This is a genomic window from Actinoalloteichus spitiensis RMV-1378, from assembly GCF_000239155.1.
Taxonomy (GTDB): Bacteria; Actinomycetota; Actinomycetes; order Mycobacteriales; family Pseudonocardiaceae; genus Actinoalloteichus_B; species Actinoalloteichus_B spitiensis.
On record NZ_AGVX02000360.1, the window covers coordinates 1 to 12311 of the forward strand.

9 protein-coding genes and 2 CRISPR repeat arrays are annotated in these 12311 nt (G+C 69.8%); of the genes, 3 read left to right on the forward strand and 6 right to left on the reverse strand.

The genetic code is table 11. The features are described 5' to 3' along the window. The 5 genes from ACTIDRAF_RS0216085 to ACTIDRAF_RS0216105 form a co-directional block, all read right to left on the reverse strand. On the reverse strand, positions 1 to 1075 hold a 1075-nt coding region (locus ACTIDRAF_RS0216085), incomplete at its 3' end, for a hypothetical protein (RefSeq protein ID WP_157163066.1). A gap of 437 nt (positions 1076 to 1512) precedes the next feature. After that, positions 1513 to 2454 carry an EamA family transporter gene (locus tag ACTIDRAF_RS0216090; RefSeq protein ID WP_016699754.1) on the reverse strand — a complete coding sequence of 314 codons (942 nt, stop codon included), beginning with the start codon at positions 2452 to 2454 and terminating at the stop codon, positions 1513 to 1515. A 187-nt stretch (positions 2455 to 2641) separates the two neighbouring features. Further along, a CRISPR array of direct repeats spans positions 2642 to 3097; the repeat unit is 28 nt; unit sequence GGAACAGCCCCGCGTGCGCGGGGAGGAC. 371 nt (positions 3098 to 3468) lie between these two features. Beyond that, positions 3469 to 3882 carry an ArsR/SmtB family transcription factor gene (locus ACTIDRAF_RS0216095; protein ID WP_016699755.1) on the reverse strand — a complete coding sequence of 138 codons (414 nt, stop codon included), beginning with the start codon at positions 3880 to 3882 and terminating at the stop codon, positions 3469 to 3471. Positions 3883 to 4331: 449 nt separating this feature from the next. Continuing rightward, positions 4332 to 5129, reverse strand: coding sequence for an ABC transporter permease (locus tag ACTIDRAF_RS0216100; RefSeq protein WP_039787640.1), 798 nt, complete (start codon positions 5127 to 5129; stop codon positions 4332 to 4334). Next, positions 5122 to 6108: an ABC transporter ATP-binding protein gene (locus ACTIDRAF_RS0216105; RefSeq protein WP_026066166.1), complete on the reverse strand. Its 987-nt coding sequence runs from the start codon at positions 6106 to 6108 to the stop codon at positions 5122 to 5124. The genes ACTIDRAF_RS0216100 and ACTIDRAF_RS0216105 overlap by 8 nt, the downstream gene beginning before the upstream one ends. A gap of 90 nt (positions 6109 to 6198) precedes the next feature. Here ACTIDRAF_RS0216105 and ACTIDRAF_RS0216110 point away from each other — a divergent pair, with 90 nt between their 5' ends. Next, the gene (locus ACTIDRAF_RS0216110) at positions 6199 to 6906 is read left to right on the forward strand and encodes a TetR/AcrR family transcriptional regulator (protein WP_016699758.1); all 708 of its coding nucleotides are present in this window, start codon (positions 6199 to 6201) and stop codon (positions 6904 to 6906) included. A gap of 796 nt (positions 6907 to 7702) precedes the next feature. On the opposite strand, the gene ACTIDRAF_RS0216115 is transcribed toward ACTIDRAF_RS0216110, so the two are convergent. Beyond that, the gene (locus tag ACTIDRAF_RS0216115; RefSeq protein ID WP_016699759.1) at positions 7703 to 8497 is read right to left on the reverse strand and encodes a phosphotransferase; all 795 of its coding nucleotides are present in this window, start codon (positions 8495 to 8497) and stop codon (positions 7703 to 7705) included. Positions 8498 to 9057: 560 nt separating this feature from the next. Next, a CRISPR array of direct repeats spans positions 9058 to 10007; the repeat unit is 30 nt; unit sequence GTCCTCATCGCTCCTACGAGGAGTTCCAAC. A 592-nt stretch (positions 10008 to 10599) separates the two neighbouring features. Here ACTIDRAF_RS0216115 and ACTIDRAF_RS33845 point away from each other — a divergent pair. Next, positions 10600 to 10848 (forward strand): hypothetical protein, encoded by a 249-nt coding sequence (locus ACTIDRAF_RS33845; RefSeq protein ID WP_157163067.1) that lies wholly within the window; start codon positions 10600 to 10602, stop codon positions 10846 to 10848. Positions 10849 to 11149: 301 nt separating this feature from the next. After that, positions 11150 to 12311 (forward strand): hypothetical protein (locus ACTIDRAF_RS29245; RefSeq protein ID WP_016699760.1); only part of this gene is annotated, 1162 nt, incomplete at its 3' end.

Here is a 12311-nt window from a genome sequence, read left to right on the forward strand (position 1 = left end):
GGCGGGCCCGCTCCGCCTTCACGGCGGCAGCCGGCAGCGGCAGGACGCAGACGCCGCAGTGCCCGGGAGGTACCACCCGCTCGCCCAGACCCTGGCGGCAGGCGGGACAGGCGCCGAACTCGTAGGTCAGCTGCTCGCGCTCGCGCGGCTCGGCATCCTCGATCGCGTCCAAGCGTGACAACGACTCCCGCAGTGCCCCGACCTTGGAGCGCGCCTCCTGATGGCGCCGGTAATCTCGCTCCACGGTGTCCTCGGCCTCGCTCAGGCGGGCCCGGGCCTCGTCGACCTGGCGGTGGAGGTGCGCCATGTGCGTGGCGGACGCGTTCGCCGCCGAGCGCAACCGTGCCACCACGTCCCGCGCCTCGCGTTCACGTTCCCGCAGCGTCACGAGCTCAGCGTCAAGGGCCTTCTCGCTGGTGGTGTCCGAGGACCTGAGGAACCGCGCGAGGTCCCGTGCCTTGCGCCGCTGGAGCGTGATGCGGTTCCTCGTGTCGGCGATCGCGCCAGCCAGCCGTTCCGTTTCCGGGGTGCTGAGGTGCAGGAGCAGCTTGAACACCGCCAGCCGTGGGGTTGTCCGCGACGACGGCCGCACGACGAACCGGTCGATGTCCTCCTGCCGAATGTGCAGGTAGGGCACCAGGTCCTCGGCGAAGCTCAGCCGCTTGTCCCCGGGCAGCCGGACCGAGGCGAACTTCTCGTCCAGGCCAAGCCGCATCAACAGCCACGTCGACCACGACGGCGTCTCGCCCTGCGACCGCAACGGGAAACGGCCTACGGAGGTACCGTCGGTTTCCTCCACCCGCACCGTCCCCGGGTGGTCGCGGTCCCGGGTGACGCGGTAGGTACCGTCCCCGATCTGGATCTGGGCCTGAACCGCGCGCAACCGCCGGTCCACCGCCCCCCGGAACTGGACCGTCCGTCCGAACAGGAAGTCCACGCACTCGATCATCGACGTCTTGCCCCGGTCGATCGGGCCGACCACGGCCACGAGCGACCCGTCAAGATCGTACCGCTGCTGCCAGGTTCCTCGATCGTCCCGGATTCGCAGCCACTGAATGCGGAGTCTCCTGCTCACCACACCCTCCCCCCGGGGCGCTCGTACCCCTCACCACAGCACAGTGCCCGGTTACCGCAGGTAAGAGCACTTGGGTCGACCGATGCCGCCAACCGTGGCTTCTCATCACGCGAACGGCCTAGCTCGTTCCCACCCTGGAAATCTCCGCCCCAGGGGAACCGGCGGAATGACGACGGTCTCGAAACGCACGTCCGTTTCCGAGGACGACGCGCATACGCGAACACGGACGATCAGGTCATTCGGTGAGGAATTCCGGTACCCCTCGGGCCGAGACCAAATCCGGAACGACAACCCGCGTTGCTCCAGTCGAGCGGAAACACTCGAACTTGCGGCGTCACCGCGCCCAACAGCCAGCCGTCACGACCGTTCTCCGGAGAACGACCGCTCGACACCCCGTTTCCGAACCGCAGGCTGGCCTCATCCAGGCGGGGGCGGGTTCACCGGTCGCGCATCCCCCGCACCTCCGGCTCGGGAACCACCGGCGGCGCGACCCGCGGCGATGACGTGGTGGTCCCTCGCCGACCGGTGGATCCGAGCAGTACCCCGCCGACGATCAGGAACCCGCCGAGCAGCTCCCACGCGGCGACGGTCTCCCGCAGGACCAGCCAGGCCGCCGTCATCCCGACCACCGGCACCAACATCGAGAACGGCGCGACCACACCCGCCGGGTGCCGGGCCAACAACCAGGTCCAGGCGCCGGAACCGAGGACGCCCGCGATGAGCACCGTGTAGGCCAGCCCGAGCAGCGCCGCCCACGCGCCGGGCGTGCCCAGCGTGGTGAGGGAGATGCCGATCCGGGTCGGCCCCTCGACCACGAGTGCCAACGCGAGCATGGGCAACGGCGGGACCGCGCACATCCACAGCATCAGCCGGACCGGATCGCTCGGCTTCGCCTGCCGCGCGCAGATGTTGCCCACCGCCCAGCCGAAGGCGCCGGCCAAGGTGAGCAGGAAGGGGACGACGCTGGCGATCTCGGCCCGGTACCAACCCACCACCGCCAGCCCTCCCACGGCGACGAGGATGCCGACCAGCTGGCGGGCGCTGATCCGTTCTCGGAGCACCGTCGCCCCGAGCAGCACGGTGAAGGGGGCCGAGGCTTGCAGCACCAGCGACGCCAGACCTGTCGACATGCCCACCGCCATACCCCAGAAGAGGAAGAGGAACTGCACGATGCCGAACCCGCAGCCGTAGCCGAGCAGCCACCGCAGGGGAACCCCAGGGGCGGGGACGAACAGGACGGTCGGGACGGCGACCACCGCGAACCGCAACGCCACCAGGAACAGCGGCGGAAAGTGCTCCAACGCGACGCTGATGGCGACGAAGTTCAGCCCCCACGCCATCGCGACGGACAGGGCGAGCAGGCAGTGGCGTAGGGGCATGGGACCAGCTCATCGCAGTGCGACCCCGGCGGACAATCACGAGGTTAGGCACTGTTTGGGAGGTCCGCTGGACGCCCACTGGTGCCCCTCTCCGCCCCCCTTGCGCTGGCGAAGGAGTGCCCTGTAGAGGACCTGGGAGCCGAAGGCGGGAGGACGATCCTTTACGCCAAGCGATGTTCGATCAACCGGAACAGCCCCGCGTGCGCGGGGAGGACGCCGACCCGGTGCCCGAACGCGTCGTTCACGGGCGGAACAGCCCCGCGTGCGCGGGGAGGACGGACGGGGCGGCACCCGTGGTCGTGGTCATCTGGGAACAGCCCCGCGTGCGCGGGGAGGACCTCTCCGCCGCCACGAACTCGATGAGCGTGACGGGAACAGCCCCGCGTGCGCGGGGAGGACGTGCGCCCCAACAGCTCCTCGGCCCGCGATGCCGGAACAGCCCCGCGTGCGCGGGGAGGACCAGTTGGTGTACATGATCGGGGCCACAATGGACGGAACAGCCCCGCGTGCGCGGGGAGGACGCGGCGTGGACTCCCCGGCCGCCCGCTCCTCGAGGAACAGCCCCGCGTGCGCGGGGAGGACACAGCAGCTGCGCCACCCGGGATGTGGTGGGCAGGAACAGCCCCGCGTGCGCGGGGAGGACACTTCCTGACCTGCGGCGTTGTGGAGCAGTTGCCCCTTTTTCATTCACTTCTCTCGAAGCCCTGATCTCCACCGCATGCCTCCGACACCCAGTATGCCGGTCGTCGGCACGCCCCCGACCGCTGGTCTCCGCGTCGACTCCGAAGTGGAACCCGGCAGCCGTTCGCGCCACCACCGTGTTCCTGGGCTCCGCCCTCCTCCGGCATGTAACACCCCGTCCGGGAGGCATAGCCCCGGTAGGTGTCGCCGTGGGTCACCAGCGGGTAGGAGGTCGGGCTGGGCGAGGGAGCCTCACTCCCGGACCGAGCAGCCATGCGGCTCCTCACCACGCCGCTCATGGTCGGGCGGCTCAGGTGACCCGGCCGGCCTTCGTCACCCGCTGACGTGCGAAGACGAGGTCATTCCGGCGGAGGTCGTGGTCGCGGTCGGGGCCAAGGGCTCGGCACCCAGGATGACGCCGACCAGAATGTGCCCGCGTTCGGTGAGCCGGTACATCACGAGCTTCCCGTCCCGTCGGGACGTCACCAGGCCGACCGCCTTCAGCTGCCGCAGGTGGTGGGACACCAGGTTCCTGGCCTGGCCCACGATCCAGGAGGCGTCGCAGACGCAGAGTTCGCCGCCCTCGCGGAAGGCGGCGGCGATCCGCAGCCTGGTCGGGTCGCCGAGAGCGCGTGCTACGGCGGCTGCTGGTTCGACCTCGTCCAGGGCCGGCAGGTCCGCTCGGATCGCCTCGGCTTGCGGCAGGTCCAGGCACAACAGTTCGCAGGAGTCACGGTCCTCAGCCACGAACAGGACGATACGTGTTGATATGTCCGGGCCGTTCGCTGGCTTCTCCTTCGCCTGAGGCAGGAGGTGACCTGGAGGACGCACGGCAGCATGCCCCCGCGCGTCCTCCTGATCGACACGGAGCCCGATCCCCCACCTGGAGTCCTGGTCCCTCGCCGCCCAACCGGCGGCACGCGCGCGGCACCTCGGGCCGGCCGGGCGGGGCTCCGGCGGTGGCGGATGGAGCGACGACCGGGGGCGAGGCCGCCGCTCCTCGCCCGCCGGAGGAGGCAGGCCCGGCGCACCTCGCCGAGCCACTCGACGGAGACCACGCACGCGTCGGCGACGGCCAGCTGCGCCCGGTCTCCTGGCGGAGACGCCGAGGACGGTGTCCCACTGCCGAGCAGGCACGGCAGCGCCGTGACTCCACGGCTTCGGGGGAGATCAGACCCCGTGGGCGATGAGGACGGTCAGTCCCGGCGGGTCAGCGCGCGGACACCGATGGCGACCCCGAGAGCGCACCAGACGAGAAGGACGACGAGGTCGCGCCAACTCGCGGTGTAGGTGTCCGCGAGCAGTCCCGCACGGAGCAGGTCAGCGGCCGCCCTGAACGGGAGCACGTCGTGGACTGCCTGGAACCAGGCCGGGAGCTGGCTCGCCGGAAAGGTGACCGGCGAGAAGAGCATCACGAAGAACACCAGTACCTGGGTGACGAGCTGTGTGATGAGCGGCGGCAGGGACACGGCGATCGCATAGCCGACCGCCGTTGCGGTGACCGAGGCGAGGACGGACGCGGTCAGGAGGACAGGCCAGTCGAAGGAGTAGCCGAATCCGTAGCGCAGGTGCGCCACGACCACGGCGACGGCGACGCTGGGCAGGGCGACGAGGAGCCAGATCGCCAGGTCGGCCAGCAGGAGCAGCGGCCGTGGCACCGGTAGCGACCGCAGGTAGGTGAACGTGCCGGTGGTGCGTGCCTGAGCCACGCTGTGGGGCACCATGACGAGCCCGATGAACATCAGGAGCACGGTGGGCGTGCCGGTGGAGAGGAACTGGGCCGACGAGGTGTCGATGTCGGGGATGACGAAGCCGAACCCGATGATGATCCCAGCCGCGAGCAGCGCCTGGACGACGATGACGAACGGGAGCATGGCGCCGGTCTGGGCCATCATCCAGCGCAACAGGTTTCCGTAGCTCAGCCAGATCCCGATACGCGGCGGCACCCCGGCGGACCTGGGTGCTGGTGGCGAGAGGGTGTTCTGCTCAGACATCAGCGGCATCTTCCGTACGTGTCGTGTTCGCGTTGGCGCTCGACGTGGCGGCGAGGTAGGCGTCCTCGAGGGTGGCCGGAGCCAGGGAGTAGCCGTCGATCCGTTCGGTTCTCCGCAGTGCCGTGGCCCACGCGACGGCCGGCTCGGCGTCGACGGCGGCGAGGGTCAGGAGCACCCGCCGTCCGGCTCGGACCCGCCGGTTGATCGGAATGGGCACCTGGGCGATGGACTCGGACGGGTCCTCGCCGTCCGGGTGGAGCGAGAGTTCGAGCTGGAGGTCCGCGTCGCTTGATCCTCGGAGTTGGCTGGGGGACCCTGCGGCGACGACTCTGCCGTGATCGAGGATGACGAGTGCGTCCACCACCCGCTCCGCCTCCGTGACGTTGTGGGTGACGAGCAGCACGCCCGCCCCTTCGTCGCCGAGGCGACGCACCACCTTCCACAGGCGGCGACGTCGAGCCGCGTCGACGTCGTTGGTCGGCTCGTCGAGGACGATCAGCGGCACCGGCGCGACGGCTGCCATGGCGAACGCGGTGAGGCGGCGGACGCCGCCTGACAGCCCGCCGCCGTCGGGGGTCGCTGGACGGTCGAACCACTCGCCGATGTCCAGCTCGTCAGCCAGGGCGCGCGCACCAGCTCGCGAGTCGGCGCGGGACATGCCCCTGAGTCGACCGGCGATCTCGATCGCCATCCTCGGGGTGAGCCCGTCCAAGGGCGCCTGAGCCTGGGGCTGAAGCGCCACGCACCGGCGCGCTGTCGCCGGTGCGGCGACAGCGTCAGTACCCGCGACCCTGATCGTCCCACCATCGGGTCGCAGCAGACCGACCACCTGCGAGACCAGCGTCGTCTTGCCCGCGCCGTTGTGGCCCAGCAACCCGACCACCTCCCCGGGCCGCACCCGCAGTCCGATCCCGTCGTTCGCGACGACCGCACCGAACCGGCGGGTGAGGTCGTCCACCTCCAACACGGCACGACTCACGGCACACACCCTCCAGATTTTGATACCGTCGGTATCTTCATACCGACGGTATCCAGATACGGGTGGTAGGTCAACCGGTAGGATCAGGGCATGGCCGGTAGCCGCTCAGCCCCTCCGCCCCGCACACGGCGGACACAGGCCGAACGACGAAAAGAGACCCGTGAAGCGCTGGTCATCGCGGCGCTCCACGCGTTCGCACGCGACGGCTACCACACCGCGAGCCTGGAAGGCATCGCTGGCGAGGCGGGCTTCTCCAAGGGCGCGGTGTACTCGAACTTCAACGGCAAGTCGGACCTGTTCCTCGCCGCGATGGACTACAACCTGGAGACGCTGAACGGCGGGGGATGGAATCCACTCCGGAAGGTCGGCACCACCACCGGCGCCGCTGAACCAGGTGCCGCTGATGTGGACGTCGCGTGGCTGGTGCGAGGATTCGGGCTCGCGACGCTGGAGTTCATCGCCACGGCCGCCAGGGACGACGAGCTCGTCAAGGCCCTCCGTGAACGCATGCGGCGGGTGATCGACGCCTACGGGCGCATCGCGACCGAAGCCCGACCGGACACCGAACGCCTACCGGCCGATGACGTGGCACGACTCATGGCCGCGCTCGACCAAGGCGTGTCCGTCCTCGCGCTCAGCGGTATCACGGAGCTGGACGGGACACTGGCGCGCGTCGGTTTGCATCGACTCGTGAACCCGCTCGAAGCCGCCAGCGAACCCGTTCCGGAACGAGACGGCGAGCCCCTCGCCGACATCCCCCGGGTGCAGAAGCTGGTCGGAGACATCCTCGGGGCCTGATACACGCCCGGAAGGCGACAAGCCCGACGCGCTCGAACCCCGACGAGGCGGGGTCGTCGCCGCTTCGCCGTGGAGCAGAAGCCTGTACCGACGTCCGCGCAACCGACCCGGCCCAGCCCGGTTGGGGGATGCCCGGTCAGGGCGGCGAGGGCACGTCGTGCCGCGAACCGCGTGGCTCCTGCTCCCGCGCGCGGCTCACGGACGAGTCACGGAGCCCTTCGACCGGGCGGGGACCCGAATCGCGACGAGATCCGCGGACAGAGCCGTGCCCAGGTCGGCATGCCAGCATGTGGCACGTCCTTCCGGTTCGCCTGGCGAGCACCCACCTCCCGAGCCGAGGCCGGGTTCGCGAAAGTGTTCCTGCCCGCTGGATCGCCACCTCGCGGACCGACGTGCGGCCGCCCACGCCTCCGCCGGGCTTTCGCGTCCCTGCCGGCGGAGACCTGGTCGGCGTGTTCTCCGCGCGGCGGCCACGGCCAGCCACCAGCGATCCGCTCAGGTGGGGTGGTGCGCCGCCGTGCCCGTCCCGTTTCGACGGTGTCGCGGCCGCGTCCGGCATCGTCGTGCCTCCCGGCGGAACCGCGTTCGCCCGACCTGCTCCCCTGCTCCAACCCGCGCCCGATGTCCGGCGGGCCGCCCAGCAGTGCGGAACGCCGGTTCGTCCTCGACCCCGTCCGCCAGCAGCGGGGTCACCACCTGTTCGCGGACCAGTCACGCGAACCCTTCGGCCGCAGCGACAACCTCGGCCGTCCCCCGTGGCTACGGCACCTCGCCGCAGGCCGGTTGCTGGTCGACGTCAGCTGCCGAGCCGTCGGAGCACGCCCGCGATACCGGAATCCACCAGTGCACCGTCCCCGGTGTCCAACCCTTGCAACACCTCGTGCCAGGGACCCAGTTGGTGCCACAGCAGGGCACGCTCCACCGTGTCCTGCGACGGGAGGTACGCCGCCACCAGCGCCCGCGCGAAGTGCTCGGGCGTGCCGTACAACGCCCAGGCGAGGTCGATCGCCGGATCCCCGAGGTGCACGTCCCCGAAGTCGATGACGCCGGTGATCTCGCCGTTGACGGTGAGGACGTGCTCCGGGCCGAGGTCACCGTGCACCACGTGGTCCGCGGGTAACGAGGACACGGCCGACAACAACCGCTCGGCGCGCGGGCGGTGGGCCGTCGGCAACAGCGGCACCACCTCGGAGGTGAGGCGGAGCAGAAGACGGGAACGCTGCTGCCGGGTGGCCCGGCGGGTGAACAGCCCGTGGGCCACCGCCTCGACGGGGTCCACCACGTGGAGGGCGGCCAGGAAGCCGCCCAGGGCGGTGCCCTGCTCCGCGGTGAACTCCCTGATCGGCTGCCCCGGCACCAGCTCGTGGCGGACGACGAACGGGTCGGACTGGACGACCGTGGGTGTGGGCACGCGGATCGGCAACCGACCGGACAGCCACGGCAGCAGCCGGGACTCGCGGAGCAGCGCGGCGGCGACCTCCGGGCGCCTCGGCCGGCGTTCGAGCCACCGCCCGTCAACCAGGACGGCGACGCTGTCCCATCCCGAGGTCAGCTCGACCCGGTCCCGGGGCGGCGCGCTGTCGGTTTCCACCCGGCCAGTACAGCAAGGAAAATCCACGGAGCCAACGGCAGGCCGGAAGAAAACCCGTCACCACCACGGTACGCGGCGGGGACACCACCCGGCGCGTCCAAACCCCGGATGTCCGGTCGGTTCTCGGGGGATGCGCGCCCACGAGCCAGGTGCCCGAGCTGCCGGCGGACGAGGTATCCGCGCACTCGCGACGTCCCCACTGCCCGGCCACCATCGAAGCCGCCATCGCGCCGCGTGGGCGGGCCATTCGGAGGAGCGGGTTCGGCGCACCGGAGGAGGCAGGAGCCGGCTCGGTTCGGCGTCTGGCAGGAGGCACGTGCCCGATAGCCTTGCTGGACGGCCGGAACGCGGTTGGGCTCGGCGGGCGCAACGCTTCGCCCCCTGCTCACCGAGCTGCGTCCCTGCCACGGAGACGCCGGGTAGTTGGAGACGGGAGCCACCACCACGTGCAGCCGAATTTCAGCGAACCCCCCGGGTCTGATGTCAAACCTCGGGTTCGCTGCGAATCGGGCGTCGTTGCAGCCGTCCAGGTGTATGCTGACCTGCGACTTTACTCTCGGGTCCTCATCGCTCCTACGAGGAGTTCCAACGTAAAGTCCACCCGGAACCTCGTTCGGTGCTGCGGTGTCCTCATCGCTCCTACGAGGAGTTCCAACGTGCCGAGGCTCACGGTGGCGATCCACCGCTGCCGCGTCCTCATCGCTCCTACGAGGAGTTCCAACCGGAGCTGCGCACGCGTCATCCAGGGCCGGCGCCGGGTCCTCATCGCTCCTACGAGGAGTTCCAACGGCTGTTCGCTGACGGCACCGACACCGTCCTCCATGTCCTCATCGCTCCTACGAGGAGTTCCAACCCGTAGATCCGGATGGGGTGGGGCGTGAGGTTGATGGTCCTCATCGCTCCTACGAGGAGTTCCAACAGCAACGCCAGGTACCGTCCCTGCGTGGACATCATGTCCTCATCGCTCCTACGAGGAGTTCCAACGCTTCGATGGCATCGAGCGGCACGTGTCCGCCGCGCGTCCTCATCGCTCCTACGAGGAGTTCCAACAGGTTGTGCCGGGCGGTGAGCCTGGCGGATTCGTGGGTCCTCATCGCTCCTACGAGGAGTTCCAACCCAAACCCCACGGGCCGCCCAGGGCTGCGGCGAGGGGTCCTCATCGCTCCTACGAGGAGTTCCAACGAGATCTCCCAGAGCCATGACGCTCGCTCCGATGCGGGTCCTCATCGCTCCTACGAGGAGTTCCAACCACCGGATGGCAGCCGGCGCGTCGGGGTCATGCAGCGGTCCTCATCGCTCCTACGAGGAGTTCCAACAGGTCGTCTCGGGTGAGGTCCGGGCCGGCCGTCTCGTCCTCATCGCTCCTACGAGGAGTTCCAACCCTTCGCCTCGTGGGCGAACGCGCTGCATGTGCACGTCCTCATCGCTCCTACGAGGAGTTCCAACAGGTCGGGCCACGGGGTGGGGATGATCGCCCCGGGTCCTCATCGCTCCTACGAGGAGTTCCAACATCACGTCGGCGGGCAGGGGCGTGCTGTCCCCTCGCAGGTCCTCATCGCTCCTACGAGGTTCCAGCTGAGTGACAGCTTGGGATCGAGCAACGTGTTGCGGCTTCTCGCACCGTAGACACCCCGTGACGTGGCCGATCAGGTGTGGTCACCAGGCGTGGGATGCGTGATGACCGCCCCAGCTGGCAACTCATCATTCGTATTCCCACGAGGCAGGCGCTGAGCGTCAGGCGGGCAGCGCGGTGCTCGTCCAAGGCTCGATGAGCTGTTCGACGAGCAGGTGGTCTCAAAGCCTCGGCCCGGTGGTGTTGGTTTGCCGCGCTAGTCCTCGGAGGCCGGCGCTACTCGGCGAGCGAAGCATGCGGTAGGCCCGGGATGGCCAGTCTCGACGAGCGAGCGACCGCATGTCCGGGCAACGCCGACGAACCCAGTCGCCCTTCGCACGGCGCTCACACCCACCCTGACTCCGCCTCCATCGAACGATTCAGTACTTTAGGTATCCGAACAAGCACCGATTGTCACAACCCAAGAGCGTGACCACGGACGAGGGAGACTCCCTTGGTGCACTGCCGAGACTGCTGCCTACGACTGTCGTTGACGAAGGGACGGACCCTTCCCCGCCACTACGACTACTCCGCCGGGTTCATCTCCTGGGCCCGCGAGCGGGAATGCGACGGCTCGGGGACGACACGATTCGTCCACGACCGCGACCTCGCCAGGTGCCGACGCCCTCGGAGCGGCCACCGCTGCCCGAAGTGCGGACGGGGACGCATCACGCTCAACAAGAACGGCAAGTACCCGGTGCACACCGCGCCGAACGGCAGCAGGTGCGACGGGCACTGACGCCCCTTTCTCTGCTCACCACCTGACCGACGCCACCAGCCCGCCGGTGTCAGAGCAGCGTCCGTCTCAGCGGGCGGCACCCGATTGGCGGCGGGTTGCGGCGGACTGGGATCGACACCGCCGCCGTTGGTCACCCGGGGCCAACAACGGCCTGGTGCTCGCCCCCGATCCTCACGAGGATTGGTCCGACCGGGTAATTCCCCACCGCCGACAGGGTTACGCCCTCCTCGAAACCAGTGCGCCGGCAATAACGTCGAGGGAGGAGGAGTGAATAGCCGCACACGATTGTTTGGGGGCTCGTGTGATCAGTGCGCGGGAACGGCGGCACCAACGGCTGTGGAATGTCCTGGCGGAACACCACGCGACGTTCAGCCAGTTACCGCGTTGGGGGCAACAGGCGCTCGGTGAGCTCCTGCACCGGTATTCCTCGGGGGTTCGACTCCTGGTGCCGTCACCCTCCAGTGGGGCGCTGCCCATTCGCACCGGACGGGATCTCGACGCCTACGTCGTGGGCCCGTTCGGGGTGGCCGCGCTCCTGTCCGTCGACCGCCGCCCGGACGACGACGAGATCCGCCGGCTGCACCGGGGCGCGGAACGGGTTCTCGGGGCGATACCACTGGACTTCGGACGCCGGATCGCCTCCGTCCGACTGATCGCCATCCGTCCCGACCGCCTCACGGGCCTGCGGACCAACGGCCGCTACCTGGGGCGCACCGCCGCCGACCTGGCCGCGCTGGTGACCGACCGCGACTACCAGGTCCTCAGCGGCGCCTCGGCGGTCGAGCTGGCGCGTCGGATCGCGGCGGCCCTGCCCGACCACGTCCTCGTCGAACTCCCCGAAACCGCTCCTCCCCCGGAGGAGGCGAACCTGTTCGACTCGGAGGACCTGCGGGAGTCCTCGCTGCGGCGGGCGGTCAACGGTCCCTTCGCCGAGTGGTTGACCTACCTGGACGAGACGCAGCTGCGGCTGGTGCACCGCCAGTACAACGGACCGGCCCGGATCAGCGGCCCCGCTGGCACGGGGAAGACCGTCGTCGCCCTGCACCGGCTGCGGCGGATCGCCCGCCAGACCACCGGCCCCCTGCTGCTGACCACGCTCGTCACCACCCTGCTGCGCACCCATGCCACCAGCTTCCGCCGGTTGGCCCCGGAGGTCGCCGACCGGGTTCGGGTGGAGAACCTGCACCTGTGGGCGCGCCAGTTCCTCGAGGAACGGGGCCGCCAGGTGCGCGACGACCACGACAAGGTGAGCACGTGCTTCTTCCTCGCGTGGTCGCAGGTGGGCCGCCAGACCGACCTGCCGAGGGTGAACGCCAACCCCCGGTACTGGCGGGAGGAGATCGACCACGTCATCAAGGGCCGGGGCATCGGCACTCTCGCCGAGTACCAGCGGGCGAACCGGCGGGGACGGGGCATCGCGGGTGGCGGGCTCGACGCCGGCCGCCGCGAGCAGGTGTGGCGGG

Bases quoted from the DNA above. Each gene is read 5' to 3' on its own strand.
- ACTIDRAF_RS0216090 (WP_016699754.1), bottom strand. From the start codon at position 2,454: ATGCCCCTACGCCACTGCCTGCTCGCCCTGTCCGTCGCGATGGCGTGG.
- ACTIDRAF_RS0216100 (WP_039787640.1), bottom strand. From the start codon at position 5,129: ATGTCTGAGCAGAACACCCTCTCGCCACCAGCACCCAGGTCCGCCGGG.
- ACTIDRAF_RS0216110 (WP_016699758.1), top strand. From the start codon at position 6,199: ATGGCCGGTAGCCGCTCAGCCCCTCCGCCCCGCACACGGCGGACACAG.